The 15,837-nt window shown below is 67.0% G+C and carries 14 protein-coding genes and 2 tRNA genes; 1 reads left to right on the forward strand and 15 read right to left on the reverse strand.

Going from position 1 to position 15,837, the window contains the following annotated elements; genetic code table 11:
* Window positions 1–2: 2 nt before the first annotated feature.
* The 3 genes from LFT46_RS11630 to LFT46_RS11640 form a co-directional block, all read right to left on the reverse strand.
* Window positions 3–1,205 carry an ROK family transcriptional regulator gene (locus LFT46_RS11630; protein ID WP_236798581.1) on the reverse strand — a complete coding sequence of 401 codons (1,203 nt, stop codon included), beginning with the start codon at window positions 1,203–1,205 and terminating at the stop codon, window positions 3–5.
* Window positions 1,206–1,371: 166 nt separating this feature from the next.
* Entirely contained in the window at window positions 1,372–2,550 is a 1,179-nt protein-coding gene (locus LFT46_RS11635; protein WP_236819728.1) for a class I SAM-dependent methyltransferase, read from the reverse strand.
* 50 nt (window positions 2,551–2,600) lie between these two features.
* Window positions 2,601–3,683, reverse strand: coding sequence for an FAD-dependent oxidoreductase (locus LFT46_RS11640; RefSeq protein WP_236819729.1), 1,083 nt, complete (start codon window positions 3,681–3,683; stop codon window positions 2,601–2,603).
* Window positions 3,684–3,729: 46 nt separating this feature from the next.
* Here LFT46_RS11640 and LFT46_RS11645 point away from each other — a divergent pair, with 46 nt between their 5' ends.
* Window positions 3,730–5,142, forward strand: a complete 1,413-nt coding sequence (locus LFT46_RS11645; protein WP_236819731.1) for an SAM-dependent methyltransferase — start codon at window positions 3,730–3,732, stop codon at window positions 5,140–5,142.
* A 44-nt stretch (window positions 5,143–5,186) separates the two neighbouring features.
* On the opposite strand, the gene LFT46_RS11650 is transcribed toward LFT46_RS11645, so the two are convergent.
* From LFT46_RS11650 to obgE, 12 genes are all read right to left on the reverse strand, one after another.
* On the reverse strand, window positions 5,187–6,179 hold the full coding sequence (locus tag LFT46_RS11650) for an IS481 family transposase (protein ID WP_236819733.1): 993 nt from the start codon (window positions 6,177–6,179) through the stop codon (window positions 5,187–5,189).
* A gap of 135 nt (window positions 6,180–6,314) precedes the next feature.
* Window positions 6,315–7,991: a monocarboxylate uptake permease MctP gene (gene mctP / locus LFT46_RS11655; RefSeq protein ID WP_236798585.1), complete on the reverse strand. Its 1,677-nt coding sequence runs from the start codon at window positions 7,989–7,991 to the stop codon at window positions 6,315–6,317.
* Window positions 7,988–8,362, reverse strand: coding sequence for a DUF3311 domain-containing protein (locus LFT46_RS11660; RefSeq protein WP_236798586.1), 375 nt, complete (start codon window positions 8,360–8,362; stop codon window positions 7,988–7,990). The genes mctP and LFT46_RS11660 overlap by 4 nt, the downstream gene beginning before the upstream one ends.
* Before the next feature lie 198 nt (window positions 8,363–8,560).
* A tRNA-Ala gene (locus LFT46_RS11665) sits at window positions 8,561–8,633 on the reverse strand.
* A gap of 185 nt (window positions 8,634–8,818) precedes the next feature.
* Window positions 8,819–8,891, reverse strand: a tRNA-Ala gene (locus LFT46_RS11670).
* 116 nt (window positions 8,892–9,007) lie between these two features.
* Window positions 9,008–9,409, reverse strand: a complete 402-nt coding sequence (rsfS, locus tag LFT46_RS11675) for a ribosome silencing factor (protein WP_142133637.1) — start codon at window positions 9,407–9,409, stop codon at window positions 9,008–9,010.
* 39 nt (window positions 9,410–9,448) lie between these two features.
* Window positions 9,449–10,717 carry a hypothetical protein gene (locus LFT46_RS11680; RefSeq protein ID WP_236819735.1) on the reverse strand — a complete coding sequence of 423 codons (1,269 nt, stop codon included), beginning with the start codon at window positions 10,715–10,717 and terminating at the stop codon, window positions 9,449–9,451.
* 7 nt (window positions 10,718–10,724) lie between these two features.
* Window positions 10,725–11,339, reverse strand: coding sequence for a nicotinate-nucleotide adenylyltransferase (nadD, locus tag LFT46_RS11685; protein ID WP_236819737.1), 615 nt, complete (start codon window positions 11,337–11,339; stop codon window positions 10,725–10,727).
* A gap of 55 nt (window positions 11,340–11,394) precedes the next feature.
* Window positions 11,395–11,634: a hypothetical protein gene (locus LFT46_RS11690; protein ID WP_236819738.1), complete on the reverse strand. Its 240-nt coding sequence runs from the start codon at window positions 11,632–11,634 to the stop codon at window positions 11,395–11,397.
* Window positions 11,635–11,712: 78 nt separating this feature from the next.
* Window positions 11,713–13,077 (reverse strand): glutamate-5-semialdehyde dehydrogenase, encoded by a 1,365-nt coding sequence (locus LFT46_RS11695; protein WP_236819741.1) that lies wholly within the window; start codon window positions 13,075–13,077, stop codon window positions 11,713–11,715.
* 26 nt (window positions 13,078–13,103) lie between these two features.
* Entirely contained in the window at window positions 13,104–14,255 is a 1,152-nt protein-coding gene (gene proB, locus LFT46_RS11700; protein ID WP_236819752.1) for a glutamate 5-kinase, read from the reverse strand.
* Window positions 14,245–15,834 (reverse strand): GTPase ObgE, encoded by a 1,590-nt coding sequence (obgE, locus tag LFT46_RS11705; protein WP_236798591.1) that lies wholly within the window; start codon window positions 15,832–15,834, stop codon window positions 14,245–14,247. Before obgE ends, proB begins: the two co-directional genes overlap by 11 nt.
* Window positions 15,835–15,837: the final 3 nt, after the last annotated feature.

Here is a 15,837-nt window from a genome sequence, read left to right on the forward strand (position 1 = left end):
GGTCAGCTCTCCAGCAGGAGCCGCTGGGCGCGGGGGGCGAGGGTATGTTCCAGGACCAGGGACGCGGCCCCGATGGCTCCCACGTCCTCCCCCACGCCTGTGCCCACCACCTCGATGGGGTGGATGAGGCGGGCAGCGCTGTTGCCGTCCAGCAGCGGCGGGATCCGTTCAAGGTAGCGTTCGGCCAGTCCGCTCCAGAAGGGGCCACCGAAAACAACCCTTTCAACGTCCAGGGCGTTTGTGACCACGGACGCCGCCCGGGCCACCAGGACCGCGGACTTATCCAGGATGGCGGCGGCCTTTTCGTTGCCGGCGTCGGCAAGTTCGCACAGCCGGGAGAAACTTTGCTGGATTTCGGCGCCGCTGTTCCCCGCGCGGGTGCCGTCAAGGATGCCGGCGGCTTCGGCCTCGGCCACCAGGACCTGTGGGATGGCGGAGGACTTGACGCAGCCGCGCTGGCCGCAGTCGCAGAGCGGACCGTCCGGGTCCACCACGATGTGGCCGATCTCGCCGGCGTTGCCGGAGGTGCCGCGGACAACCTCATCGTTGAGCACGATGCCGCAGCCGATGCCTGTGCCCATGTACATGAAGATGAAGCTGCCGGCTCCACTGGCGCCACCCGCCCAGGTTTCCGCCACTGCGGCGCTGGTGACGTCCTTGTCAACAAGTACTGAGTAGCCGGTGGCCCTGGCCAGCGCGTCCCGCAGTTCCACCCTGTCCCAGCCGGGTAGCAGGGGCGGGTCCACCACGGTTCCATGGTCCAGGTCGATGGGGCCGGGGGCGGCCACTCCCAGTCCCGCAATCCGGCCCCGGTCCACCCCCGAGTCCTCCACGAGCTGGGCGATTTCCGCTGTGATGGTAGCGATGACCGCGGCGGGATCGTTGCCGCCGGGGGTTTTGATGCTTGAATGCCGCACCACCGCTCCCACGAGGTCCAGCACCACGAAAGTGGTGACAGCCGGGTCCAGGTGGACCCCCAGGGCGTACATGCCGCCGGGATTCAGGCGCAGGATAGTGCGGGGCTTGCCCGGACCGGTGCCCTCCTTGCCGGCCTCGACAATCAGGTTCTGGTCCAGGAGGCGGCGGGAAATATTGGAGATGGTCTGAGGGGACAGTCCCACGATCTGGGCCAGCTCCACCCGGCTGAGACCACCGGAGGTCCTGCGGATTGCGTCAAGGATGACAGTGAGGTTGAAGTCCCCCATCCTGGGCAAGTTGGTTCCGCGTCTCGGAGAGGATTGGCGGATCTCAGACACTGTGTCCCCTAAACGTCTTCGGCTACCGGTGATGGTGATGCTTTGAATCGTACGTTACGGGTGCGCCGCCGCCCACATGCGGGAACGGCGGCGCGGCGCGATGTCTTTTTTCCCGTCAGCAGGGGCTGCGGGTGCTCCGGGTGACGGTGAACTTGGTGTTCCGGCCCTCCACCACGGTGGGCCCTACACAGCGTTCCAGTGCCGGCTGGTAGGCCAGGTGCCGGTTGAAGACCGTCCACAGTTCGCCGCCGGGAGCCAGGACACGGCCGGCGGCCTCGATCATCTTCAGGCCGGCTCCGGCATGGACACCGGCGCCGACGTGGAAGGGCGGGTTGAGCAGCACGGCGTCCACGGACGCATCGGCAAAGCTGCTGAGCGCATCGTCCTGCAGGACGGTGATCCGGTCGGCGAGGCCATTCGCCTGGGCGGTGGCGAGGGCGGACCGGACGGCGGCTGCGGACTGGTCCGTTGCCGTTACGGATGCGGCAGGGAACTTCCGGGCGTACATTGCGGCGAGGATCCCGGTGCCGCATCCAAGGTCCACGGCGTGCCGTGCCGGTTTCATGGCAGGCAGGAACGTCAGCAGGAAGCGTGTGCCGATGTCGAGCCGTGGGCCGGCGAACACGGCGCCATGCGCGGCCACGTCCAGGTCCAGCTCGGCAACGTGCTCCACCACGGGGAAACGTGGGGCGGCGCTGGCAGGCCTGGGCCCGGCGCAGAGCAGGACCCGTGATTTTTGCCGGGCGAGCTGCGGCTGCACCGACACGAAGTACCGTTCCAGGACCGCGTTCATGCCCAGTGACATGTGCTTGATGCGGCCCCCTGCCAGCAACCGGACGTCCGGTGCCGCGTGCCGCGCTACGGCCGTAGCAATTTCCTCCAGTTCGGCAAGGGTCTTGGGAAGCTGCAGCAGGACGGTTTCTGCTCCCTCCAGCAGCTCCCGGCCAAGGGGCAGCTGGACAAACCCGGTTTCGGCACCTTCGGTTTCGGCAGCCTCCCGGCCGGTTTGCAACCCATTCGACAACTCGGCCGCGTTGAGCCGCAGCGCCCTTTCCCCGGTGATGAGGTCCTGTTGCACACGCAGGGACGCGGGGGCAAGCACTGCGGAAGCGCCGAGCGTCAAGGCGCCGTAACGGTCTCCGATGACAGCGAAGCTGCTGCCTGACCTCCCGAGCTGCACTGCTGTCTCCAGCAGCAGCCGGTCCGTGGCGTCCCAGGCCTGAAGGTTGGGGGCCTCCACGTCGGGCCGCCGGCGCAGGACGCGGAAAACGTCCTCCAAGGTGTTTGCTGCCACCGGTGCCCTGCCGCCTTCTGTTGCGATTGCCGTCCCCGGCGCCCGGGGCATCACCCCCACGTTACCGGTTCTGCCGCTGCCGCCATTCCAGGCAGTCCCATAATCGCCGCCACGGCTGCGCGGCCTGCGCGGTTGGCGCCGATAGTGGACGACGACGGGCCGTAGCCGACCAGGTGGACGCGCGGCTCGGCTGCCACCTGGGTGCCCTCCATGGCGATCCCGCCGCCGGGTCCCCGCAAGTGAAGCGGAGCGAGGTGTTCCAGTTCGGCCCTGAAGCCGGTGGCCCAGAGGATGACATCGGCTTTCAGGAGGCTCCCGTCCGCCCGGCGGACCCCATCTGGCTCGATCGAGGTGAACATCGGCTGCCGGTCGAGTGCGCCGCGTTCTTTGGCGGCGCGCAGCGCAGGCGTCCAGATCAGTCCCGTCACGGAAACCACGCTCTGTGGCGGAAGCCCACGGCGGACCCGTTCCTCCACCAGCGCCACGGCGTCGTGGCCTGCCTTGGCATCGAACGGCGCGTCCCGCCACACTGGTTCCCGGCGGGTGAACCAGCTGGTGGTGGTGACGCGGGAAATTTCCTCAAGCAGGCCGACGGCCGAAATGCCCCCACCCACGACGATGACGTGCTTACCGCGGAACTCGTCCGCCGAGACGTAGTCGGCAACGTGCAACTGGCGGCCGCGGAACGAGTCCTGGCCGGGATAAATGGGCCAGAAGGGGCGGGTCCACGTACCGGTGGCATTGATGAGTGCCTTGGCGCTCCAGTCGCCGTCGGATGTTTCGATTCGCAACCGCCCGGCGGGGTTGTCGTCTTCCCGCCTGACAGCGCGCACCTTGACGGGACGGCGGACGGAGAGACCCAGCTCCGCTTCATAGGTGCCAAAGTAGCGGGTCAGGAACTCGGAGCTGGGTTCGGCGGGATCCACCTCGGGCTTGGGAATGCCGGGCAGGTCGCTGATCCCGTTGACGGTGGCCATCCGCAGGCTCTTCCAGCGGTGCCGCCACGCGCCGCCCGGACCTTCCTCGGCGTCGAGCACGGCATAGTCGAGCCCCCGGCGCTGGAGGTGGTAGGCGGCCGACAGGCCGGCCTGGCCCGCCCCGATGACCACCACATCGGTTGGGTCAGGAATCACTCCCCCATGATAGTCGCGGAGGGCAGCGCGGCCTTAGGGTGGGCGCATGGAGACGGGAGCAGCAGTACCAAACGGAAACGGAAGCAAGGGCCACGCCGCCCGGCTGGAAAAAGCCCTGGGGGTGGTGCTGGGCACCGGGCAGATACCACTGCGGCTGCGGGCGTGGGACGGGTCGGAGGCGGGTCCAGCGGGTGCCCCGGTCCTGGAGTTCAAGTCCCGGAAGGCCCTGCGTCGGATGCTCTGGTCGCCCGGGCAACTGGGGCTGAGCCGGGCGTATGTAGCTGGCGACATCGATGCCCCAGGCGATATCTTCGCCGCGTTCACGGCCTTGAGTTCGGCTGGAAAGTTCGCCGAGCCCGGTCCGTTCCGCCCGCTCTCCCCAGGCGAACTCTGGCTGCTCCTGCGCACCGCCGTCCGGCTCGGGGCCGTCGGGCCCAACCCGGCCCCTCCGCCGGAGGAGGCGCGCGTCGCAAGGAAAGGCAGGATGCACTCCAGGAGCCGCGACTCGGCTGCCATTTCGCACCACTACGACGTCGGCAACGACTTTTTCGCCCTGGTGCTGGGCCCGTCCATGGTGTATTCATGCGCGGTATGGCCCGCCGATGCGGCCGCACGGCCGGCTGGCAGCAGCCTGGGCGCGGATCCAGCCCCAGGCGTGGTCACTGAGGGCCGCGGCGGCTTGGACGCTGACGGGCACGGCGGCGCAGACTGCGGCCTCGATGCCGCGCAGGAAGCCAAGCTGGATCTGGTGTGCCGGAAGCTGGGCCTTCAACCCGGGATGCGGGTCCTGGATGTGGGCTGCGGGTGGGGCAGTTTCGCCATCCATGCTGCAGCCCGGTACGGCGTCACAGTCGTGGGCGTGACGCTCTCGGCGGAGCAGGCGGTTCTGGCGCGCAAGCGGGCGGCAGACGCCGGTCTCACCGACAGCGTGGAGATTCGCGTGCAGGATTACCGGGACGTGCAGGACGGACCGTTCGACGCCATCAGTTCCATCGGAATGTCCGAGCACGTGGGACGGGCCCAGACCCCTGCCTACGCCACGGCGCTCTTCGCGCTGCTGCGCCCCGGCGGCCGGCTGCTGAACCATGCGATCTCCTGGAATGCCGGACCCACCAGCCCCGACCCGGACTCGTTCATCCCCCGGTACGTCTTCCCGGACGGCGAAATGATCAGCCTCGGCGAGATGGTCTCCGCCCTGGAGACCGCCCGGTTCGAAGTCCTCGACGTGGAGGCCCTCCGGCGCCATTACGCCCTGACACTTCGGGCCTGGGTCAGCCGGCTGGAACAGAACTGGGACGAGGCCGTGCGGCTGGTTGGCGAAGGGCGCGCGCGGGTGTGGCGGCTGTACATGGCAGCCAGCGCACTGGGATTCGAAAATGGGCTGACCGGGGTCAACCAGGTCCTGGTCCGGCGGCCGGGCGGGGAAGAACCGCCGCTGCGGCGGGACGCCTGGCTGTAATGTGGGCGCCCTCCTGCCGGGACGTAACCCGGCAGGAGGGCGGTCTAGCTGTACTGCCCAGGCAGGTTGGTTAAGCGGCTGATGGGCGGGTGGCCTCCGATTGCGGTGTGGGGCCTGTGGTGATTGTAGTGGTGCAGCCATGCCGGGAGGGCGTTTCTGCGGGCTGATTCCGTAGCGTAGAAGCGTTTGAATGCCCACCCGTCGGCAAGGGTTCGGTGGAAACGTTCAATCTTGCCGTTGGTCTGCGGCCGGTAGGGTCGGGTCTTCTTTGCCCTGATGTCCAGCTCCCGGCAGGCGTCGCGCCAGAGATGTGATTTGTAGGCCGCCCCGTTGTCAGAGAGAACCCGTTCCACGGTGACGCCGCGGGCAGCGAACCAGGACACAGCCCTTTGCAGGACTGCTACTGCGGTGGCTGCCGTTTCATCGCCGTGGATCTCGGCGTAGGCGACCCTGGAATGGTCGTCGATGACCGTGTGCACGTAGGCGGTCCCGATCAGCGGGTTGCGGTGTTTGCTGCGGGGCTTTGAGGGAGTCGCAGCACGGTTCTGTTTGCCTTGCTGCCGGCCGACGTAGCGCCAGCCGCCGCCGTCGGGGATGTTGCCGAGCTTCTTCACATCGACGTGGATCATCGCTCCGGGAGTCTCGTGTTCGTAGCGGCGGATGACTTCTCCGGTGCGCTTGTCCACGTGATGAAGGCGGTTCAGCCGGCACCGGACCAGGACCGCGTGCACGGTCGAGGCCGGCATGGCCAGCTTCGCCCCGATCGCGACCGGTCCCAGCCGTTGCTTCCAGCGCAGGTGCACGACTTTGCGCACCAGCTGCTGCGGCGTCCGGTTGGCCACCCGGTACGGGCGGGAGGACCTCTCAGCCATACCGGCCTCACCCATCGCGGCGTAACGGGCCGCCCACCGTTTCGCGGTCGGCCAGGAGCAGTTGAACTGCTCGGCAGCCCGGGATACTGGCCAGCCGTGGTCCACGATCAGACGCGCGACGCGCAAACGTTGGCGCGGAGTCAAAGCGGCATTAGCGTGGGACATGAGGACCTCCTGGTCGCTGCAGCGGTTGTCTAAGCAACTCCACTGTGCAACCGGAGGTCCTCACCTTTGGGTCAACGACTCCAGCGAGTCATCACATTCACCCAACCAACGTCCCTGGGTAGTACATCTAGCCCCTCAGGCGACCGGTGAAGGGCCGCCCGGCTGGGTGAAATGCTGTGTCTTCTCGATCTGTACCACCTTCGGGTCCGTTTCGTCCGCCTCGTAGTCCGTGGGCCTGGTGAGATCCTCGCCTGTCCGGACCTTCAGGGCCCGCATCACCAGGGTCAGGACGGCGGCGACTATCAGGTTCAGCGCGAAGGCTGACACCGCGATGTAGACGCTGAGGTCGGTTCCGGGGATGGGGGCAACCGAGCCGCCGAAGTGTGCCTTGGTGACCGGGTTGACCACGTTGTAGGCGGAGACGGTGCCGAAGATGATGCCAGCCGCCCAACCGATCAGGAGCGCCCAGCGGTCGAACCAACGGGTGTAGAGGCCTGCCACCACCGCCGGGAAGGTTTGCAGGATCCAGATGCCACCCAGCAGCTGCATGTTGATGGCTGCCGACTGGTCCATGGCGATCACGAAGACCAGGGCACCCACCTTCACCACCAGCGAGACGATCTTGGACACCTTCGCCTCGGTCTTGGGATCGACGTCGGGACGAATGAAGTCGCGGTAGATGTTGCGCGTGAACATGTTGGCGGCCGCGATGGACATGATCGCTGCCGGCACCAGGGCGCCGATGGCGATGGCGGCCAGCGCGATGCCGGCAAACCATGCCGGGAAGTGGTCAAGGAAGAGTTGCGGGACCACCAGCTGCGGGTTGACCGAGCCGTCCAGGTCGATGGGCTTGGTGCCCGCCTGGATGGCAACGAAGCCGAGCAGGGCAAGGAACCCAAGCATCAGCGAGTACAGCGGCAGGATGGCCGCGTTGCGCCGGATGGTGTTGCGGGCCTTGGAGGCCAGTACCGCCGTCACCGAGTGCGGATACATGAACAGCGCCATGGCCGAACCCAGCGCAAGTGACCAGTAGGCCGAGTAGTTGGCTGCTCCCGGAATGAAGACCCCCGCCGGCTTGCCCGTAGCCTGGTTGATTGTGCCCAGCTTTGACTGGGCCGAACCAAAGATCGTGTCCCAACCGCCGAACTTGATGGGCAGGTAGATGACCGCAACGATCACGGCAAGGTAGATCAGCAGGTCCTTGACGACGGCGATCATCGCCGGTGCGCGCAGGCCCGACGTGTACGTGTAGGCGGCAAGGACCACGAAGGCCAGGATCAGCGGCAGGTCGGTCAAGAACACATTCCCGGAGCTGCCCAGGCCAAGAACCGTGAGCACGGCCTTGATGCCAACCAGCTGCAAGGCGATGTAGGGCATGGTGGCAACGATGCCGGTGACCGCGACGGCAAGCGAAAGCCAACGGCTGCCGTACCGTCCGCCCACGAAGTCTGCCGAGGTGACGTAGCCGTGGCGGTGGGACACCGACCACAACCGGCTCATGATGATGAAGATGATGGGATACAGAACGATGGTGTAGGGGACCGCGAAAAAGCCGCTCACCGCGCCTGTGGCCCACATTGCCGCCGGCACCGCCACGAACGTATACGCGGTGTACAGGTCCCCGCCCAACAGGAACCAAGTAATCCAGGTACCGAACCCACGGCCGCCCAGGCCCCATTCATCCAGGCTGTGCAGCCCCTCCACTTCGGCGCTGCGGCGCCACCTCGCGGCCAGGAAGCCCATCACGGCGACGACCACAAAGAGCAGCACGACAATGACAAGCGCCGTCCAGTTGATCTCCCGCCCGCTCATGGCCGCTCCCCTTCCAAACCGTTCCCGGCGGAGGCTGCCCCCTCTTGGGGTGGGCCGCCGGGACGGGCCTCTGCCCGCCGTCGTCGGTCCTCCTTGGTGACCAGCCAATACGCGCTGCCGGTCAAGATCGCCGAAATCGGCACCCACAGGAGCTGGTACCAGTAGAAGAACGGGAGGCCGCCAAGCCGCGGCGCATCAAAGGCGTAGAGCTGGGGCATCAGGGGGAACAGGATGGCGGCCGCCAGCAGGACGCCGGCGCCGATATAGGGGGCGGGCCTGGCCGGCCCGCGGATGGCGGTGTCGCGTGTCAGGCGACCTTCGGGAAAAGCTTCACCGTTCGGGACGTAGCCGGAACCACCTGCGTGGGACATCTGTGACCTCCTCGTCAGCGCGTCCCGCGGCCGCCGCCTTGGATGAAAGCAGTCCGGAGGCGGGACGATGTGCCCTCAATCACAGTTGTACCGCGCTTTGACCAGCGCCGGAAGAGTTTTAGTCCACAAACGGTTGCCGGTGGCAACAAGAAAGGGAACCATCACCAAGTGATGGTTCCCTTTGTTTCGTTATATCGGTGGAGCTGAGGGGACTCGAACCCCTGACCCCCTGCATGCCATGCAGGTGCGCTACCAGCTGCGCCACAGCCCCTTACTTTTCGTCCCTTCCGGTCGAATTCCCCGGAGCAACCTGACCAGAGTAATGCACTTTTCCGCTGGACGCCAATTGGCCGCCCTAAGGCCCAGTCACACTCCAAGCCGCCAAACCCCAAAGGCGCACCGAGGCAGGAACACAAAAAAGTCCGCCGGAACCGTAGGTTCCGGCGGACTTACCGGTGGAGCTGAGGGGACTCGAACCCCTGACCCCCTGCATGCCATGCAGGTGCGCTACCAGCTGCGCCACAGCCCCGGATTGTTGCCGCTCCAAGCAAGCTTCGTTTCGGGGTCTCCCCCGAAGCAACTCAAATATCTTAGAACAGCAGTTCCGAAAATTCCAAATCGGGAATATTCACCCAGGCGCCGCGCCTACTCGCTTTCGGTTGCTGCGCCGGCCTTGGCGGAGGCGTCGTCGCCGAGCTGCAGGTCCACCACGGGGCAGTCCTTCCACAGACGCTCCAAGGCATAGAACACGCGGTCCTCCTCGTGCTGGACATGGATGACGACGTCGGCGTAGTCCAGCAGGACCCACCGACCGCCGGAACGGCCCTCGCGGCGCACGGGACGCAGGTCCTGCTTCGCCAGTTCCTCTTCGATGCCGTCCACGATGGCGTTGACCTGGCGTTCACTGGGCGCCGACGCGATGAGGAAGACGTCGGCGAGGGCCAGGCGTTCACTCACATCCATGGCGACGATGTCCTGGGCGATCTTGTCCGCGGCGGCCTTGGCGGCCGTACGGGCAATGGCGATGGATGATTCTGTTGCAGTCACGGGACTCCTTGATTGTGTTAAGTATTGGTGCCGGCCGGGTCAGCGGGACATGCCGCTGACGATCAGGATGATGCCGGCAACGAGGGCCAGGATCCCGAACGCGAGGATGCAAAACTGGAGGATGCGGTTCCGCTGCGCCCTGGCCAGGCCGGCCGTGGCGGCATCCAGCGGATCGAGCCCATAAGCGGAGCTGGCGGGAACACGGGGAAGGTCCTCGAAGAGGTCCTCCGACTGGTTCGCCGGCTGGCCCACCGGCTGCGCCACCGGTTTGGGACGGCTTGCAGCCTTCGCGGCAGCCTCCGCCCGGGCTATGACCTGGGAACGGCCGGCGGCGGTGTCAGCCGCAGGTGGCTTGGGCCGGGCCGCAGGCTTACGTTTCCCACCTGGCGGCACCTTTGGACCCGGGGAAACCTTCGTACCGGGCCTGGTGGTCACCGGAACATGGGAGGTTGCCGGCGGCTTCATCACCGGACGTTCGACGCCGGGCACCTGGACGAACTCGAGCGGGGTCACCATTGCCAGGTTGTTGGCGGTGGAGGGGCCGGGTTTGGCGGCAGTGTCCGGGGCGGGCTTGTTCGCAGTCTCCGGGGCTGGCTTGTCCGCGGGAGCGGGGGTCCTGGCCTGGACGGCCGGGGTGCCTGCCTGCTCGGCAAGCTTCTGCCGGGCCATGGCCCGGCGGTTCAGCACGGCGGCACGTTCGGCGAGGGCGATCTGCTCAGCAAGGATCTCCGGATCCACGGCTTCGGGATCCATGGAGGCAATGTGCTCCATTTTGGCGATCTGGTTCCGGGCCTGCGCGGCGATGAGTGCGCGCGCTTCCAGCGCCTGTTCAACAGTCATGCCATCCGGAACGTTCCCGGAAGCCTGCGTGGGGGCCCCCGGTTTCTGGCCCTCACGCTTCCTTCCGGCTCCGCTGCCCTTTCCGGCGTCGGGGGATGGCGGAGCAGTGGGAGCTGGAGCGGCGGCCTGAACAACAGGATTGGCCGCCGTCAGTGCCTGCTCTTTGAGCTGCTGCAAACGCAGCTGGCGCCGGGTGGGTGGTCCTCCGGCAGAGAGCTGCCCTTCTTTTTCCTCAAGTTCCTTGATGGCGCGAAGCGTGGCTCGGTCGCGCGCCCGGATCTGGGACGAACGCTGCGTGGACGTCTGGTCCGCGGCCGTTTGGGGGTGGGCTGCGGGTGCCGGGGCGCGGTCAGCCGGCCGGTCGGCGGCAGGCGGGCGCTCTTCTGAGGAAGGTGGGGTGGCCTGTTGGGCTTCCCTGGCCTTCCGGAGTTCCCGGCGGCTGCGGATAGGTGGCTGTTCCTGACTCATTGAGAACTCATTCAGTACTGGCGGGTTCGCGTGCTTCGGAAGTTTGTTCCTCCGCGCTTGCGGGGGCGTCGGAATAAAGGCCGTACTTGGCGATGTACTGCACTACCCCGTCCGGGACCAGGTACCAGACCGGGTTGTTCGCCGCCACGCGGGCACGGCAATCGGTTGACGAAATGGCCATCGCCGGGACCTCCAGGAGGCTGACGTCTTCACGGCCCATGCCGTCCAGGACGTGTCCTGGCCGCGTGACTCCCACGAAGTGCGCCAGCGACCAGAGTTCGTCGATGTCCTTCCACGACAGGATCTGCGCCAGGGCGTCCGCGCCGGTGATGAAGAACAGATCGGCGTCCGGGCGTTGTGCCCGCAGGTCGCGCAGGGTGTCGATGGTATAGGTGGGACCAGGACGGTCCACGTCGACGCGGCTGACGGTGAACCGCGGATTGGACGCCGTGGCAATCACGGTCATCAGGTAGCGGTGCTCGGGCTCGCTGACCTCTTTATGGGACTTTTGCCATGGTTGCCCGGTGGGGACGAAGACAACCTCGTCAAGGTCGAATTCCGCCGCGACCTCGCTGGCCGCAACGAGGTGGCCGTGGTGGATGGGATCGAACGTCCCGCCCATCACGCCCAGCCGCAGCCTCCCCCGGGCACCATTGCGGTGCAGATTGTGGGAAATCTTAGTGGCCCTGCCCGCGATCGTGCTTGTTGGGGTGCTGCCGGTGCGGATCCGCGTGTTCCTCGGTGGCGGCGTGCCGGTTGCCCAGGTTCGTGTAGGAGAGCGTGATGAACATCAGGACCACCAGGATGCCAAACATGGACACGCCGAATACCCACGGCTCAGCCCACAGCGGAGCAAGCTCCTCATGGCCTGATTCACCGGCGGCGGCGACGGACGTGGCAATCTGCTGGAGCAGCATTTTCTCCCCTATGTTCAAGGATTACGGGCAGCGGAACCTACCGCTGCTTTCCGGGTTCTGGTCTATGTTACCGCGTTGCTACGCGCGGACCTGGCCTTCGCCCTGGACAATCCACTTCGTGGTGGTGAGTTCGGTCAGGCCCATCGGGCCGCGGGCGTGCAGCTTCTGGGTTGAAATCCCCACCTCGGCACCAAGGCCCAGTTCGCCGCCGTCGGTAAACCGGGTGGAAGCGTTGACGATCACCGCCGCCGAATCCACCTCCGCGATGAACCGTTCCGCGTTGGCAAGGTGGTTGGTGAGGATCGCCTCGGTGTGTCCCGTGGACCAGGTCCGGATGTGCTGGACGGCGTCATCCAGGCTGTCCACCATGGCCACTGCGAGGTCCAGGTCCATGTACTCGGTGCCCCAGTCCGCGTCCGTCGCCGGCTCGGTCTCAACGCCGGGCAGCGCCGCCTTGGTGCGGTCGTCCACGTGGAGGCGGACGCCGGCGTTGCGGAGGGCGGTGGCGACGGCCGGCAGCACGGTTGAACCCGAATGGACCAGCAGCGTCTCCACGGTGTTGCACACGCTGGGCCGCTGGGTCTTGGCGTTGAGCAGGATTTCCACGGCCATGTTTTCGTCGGCGGACTCGTCGATGAAGATGTGGACGTTGCCTTCCCCTGTCTCAATGACCGGCACGGCGGAGTTGGTGACCACGGTCTGGATCAGGTCGCGGCCGCCGCGGGGAATCAGTACGTCCACCCGGCCGCGTGCCTTCATCAGGACGTTGGCGCCGGCGCGGCCGAACTGGTCCACGGTCTGCACGGCATCGGCGGGCAGGCCGACTGATTCAAGGGCTTCACGAAGCACGCGTACCAGGACCTGGTTGGTGGCTTCCGCCGCACTGCCGCCGCGCAGGATCACTGCGTTGCCGCTCTTGAGGGCCAGCCCCGCGATGTCCACGGTGACATTGGGACGCGCCTCGTAGATCGCCGCCACAACGCCCATGGGCACATTGACCTGGCGGAGGCGCAGGCCATTGGGGAGGGTCTGGCCACGGACCACGTTGCCCACGGGGTCAGGAAGGTTGGCCAGGTTCTCCAGGGCGGCCACCAACCCGGCAACACGGGTTTCGGTGAGGGTGAGCCGGTCCAGGAGGGCCTTGGAGGTGCCGTTGTCCTTGCCCCGCTGCACATCCATGGCATTGGCGGCGAGGATCGCCTGGACGTTCTCCTGCAGCGCGGCTCCCACGGCGCGAAGGCCGCGGTCTTTCCACGCGCGATTGGCGGTGGACATCCGGCGGGCTGCGTGGCGGGAGCGGTCGGCAATGGCGTGGACGGCCGCTTCCACTTCCGCGGGGGAAAGAGTGTCCACGGCTGATACCTGCTCTGCCGACGGACCCGGCTGCGCCTGCGCAGCAGTGGTTCCGGAGTTTTCAGCAGTATGGATCAGGGCTTCAGTCATGCTCCAAGTTTAGGCGAGCCGGCAGCTCACAACAGCACCAGGTCATCAACATGAACAACTTCGCGGTCATAGCGACTGCCCAGTTCTTCGCCAAGTTCCCGAGTGGACCGTCCCAGCATGTGGGGCAGTTCCTGGGATGAGTAGTTGACCAGACCACGGGCAACAACTGAGCCGTCGGCACCCGCGAGTTCCACGGCATCGCCCGGCTCAAAGTCTCCGTGTATGGCGGAAATTCCCGCCGGCAGCAGGGAGGTGTGGTGGTGCCGCACGGCGCGCACAGCCCCGTCGTCCAGGATCAAGCGGCCCTGCACGGAGGCGACGTGCGCCAACCACAGGAGGCGGACCGGTTTGCGGGAGCCGTTGACGGAGAACCAGGTGCCCACGTCCTCGCCGTTCAGGGCCGCGGCGGCGTTGGGCGTGGAGGTCACCAGGGCGTGGATGCCCGAGCCTGCCGCCATGCTGGCAGCTTCGACCTTGGTCATCATGCCGCCTGTGCCCACGCCGGCCCTACCCGCCTTGCCGATGGAAACGCCCTCAAGGTCGTGCGCGCCGGTGACCAGGGGGATGCGCTTGGCACCCTGGGCGGGCGGACCGTCATACAGGGAGTCGACGTCGGACAGCAGCACGAGTGCGTCGGCGCGCACCAGGTGGGCCACCAGGGCGGCGAGCCTGTCGTTGTCGCCGAAGCGGATTTCGTGGGTGGCGACGGTGTCGTTTTCGTTGACTACGGGGACCACCCCGAGGTTCAGCAGCCGGTCCATGGCGCGCAGGGCGTTGGTGTGCTGGCTGCGGCGCATCAGGTCCTCGGCCGTGAGCAGGACCTGGCTGACGGTCACGCCGTGGGCGCCGAAGGCCTGGGTGTAGCGGGCCATCAGCAGTCCCTGGCCCACGCTGGCGGCGGCTTGCTGGGTGGCGAGGTCGCGGGGCCGCTTTGCCAGCCCCAGCGGAGCCAGTCCGGCGGCGATCGCGCCGGAGGACACCAGGATGATCTCGGCGCCGGCGTTGCGCTTGGCCGCCAGCGCGTCGGCCAGGGCCGTGAGCGACTCTTCCGAGATGCCGCCCTTGATGCTGGTCAGCGAGGATGACCCCACCTTCACCACGATGCGCCGGGCACCTGCCAGCGCACTTCGGTCCGCGGTGCGCTGGGCAGGGTCAGCCGTGGTGCTCTTAGAGGTCATCGTCCGCTTCCAGTCCGCTTTCCTTGAGGGGCTGGGCGGCGCGGCGGCCGCTGACGGATTCGGTCCAAATCCCGGCTTTCCGCTCCGCCTCAAGCTCGGCGCGGGCGGCAGCCTTGGCATCCCGGCGTTCCTGCTGCTCCTCGCGCTTCTGGGTGCGGGTGGGGCGGTCACCGATATCGGCGAACCGCGGATCAGTGCCGCGCGGTGAGGCCAGGAGTTCGGCACCCGCCATCATGGTGGGCTCCCAGTCGAAGACGACGCCGTCATCCCCGCCGATGACCACGGTGTCCCCCGGCTTGGCGCCCTGCTTGAACAGCTCGGTCTCCACGCCGAGCTTGGCCAGGCGGTCTGCGAGATAACCAATGGCTTCCTCGTTGGTGAAGTCGGTCTGCTTGACCCACCGCTCGGGCTTTTCGCCCAGGACGCGGAACAGCGGCTCCAGGTTCTTCTCCTCGCGACGGATCTTGAACCCTGCCTCATTCACGGCGCGGGGCCGCAACACGGCGGGCTGGACCTTGGGCGGGGCGGCGGCTACGGCGTCGCGGGCGGCCTGGACGATCTCGGCCATGGCGAAGCCGAGCTGGCGCAGTCCCTCGTGGCTGGTGGCGGACACTTCGAAGACGCGGTAGCCGCGCGATTCGAGTTCCGGGCGTACAAACTCTGCCATGTCCTTGCCGTCCGGCAGGTCCACCTTGTTCAGCGCAACCAGGCGGGGGCGGTGGTTCAGGGGAACCACTTCGCCGTCCTGGCCGGCATAGCTCATGTCGACGGCGTACTTCTCCAGCTCCCCCTCGATGATGGCGAGGTCGGAGAGCGGGTCCCGGTCCGATTCCAGGGTGCCGCAGTCCAGCACGTGCACCAGGGCAGCGCAGCGCTCAACGTGGCGCAGGAAGTTGTGGCCCAGGCCGCGTCCCTCACTGGCGCCTTCGATGAGGCCGGGGACATCGGCGATGGTGAAACGCACATCGCCTGCCTGCACCACGCCGAGGTTGGGAACCAGTGTGGTGAACGGGTAGTCGGCGATCTTGGGGCGGGCGGCGGACATCGCTGCGATGAGGCTGGACTTGCCCGCGGACGGGAAGCCCACCAGTGCAATGTCCGCGATGGACTTCAGCTCCAGCACGATGTCGCGGGAGTCACCCTCAAGGCCCAGCAGGGCGAAGCCAGGGGCGCGGCGCTTCTGGGAGGAGAGTGCTGCGTTGCCGAGCCCGCCCACGCCTCCGGCGGCCGCCACGTACTCGGCACCTTCACCTACGAGGTCGGCGAGCAGGGTGCCGTCCTTGGTCTTGACCACGGTACCGTCCGGCACGGGAAGCACCAGGGTCTCGCCGTTCTTACCGCCGCGCCAGTCACCCATGCCGGGACCGCCGTTGCTGGCATGCCGGTGGGGTGCGTGGTGGTAGTCGAGGAGTGTTGTGGTCTGGTGATCGACGCGAAGGATCACGTCACCGCCGTTGCCGCCGTTGCCGCCGTCGGGTCCACCCAGGGGCTTGAACTTCTCGCGGTGGACGGAGACGCATCCGTGGCCGCCCGATCCGCCGGATACGTGCAGGACTACCCGGTCTACAAAGCTGGCCACGTG

The organism is Arthrobacter sp. FW306-07-I (assembly GCF_021800405.1).
Taxonomy (GTDB): Bacteria; Actinomycetota; Actinomycetes; order Actinomycetales; family Micrococcaceae; genus Arthrobacter.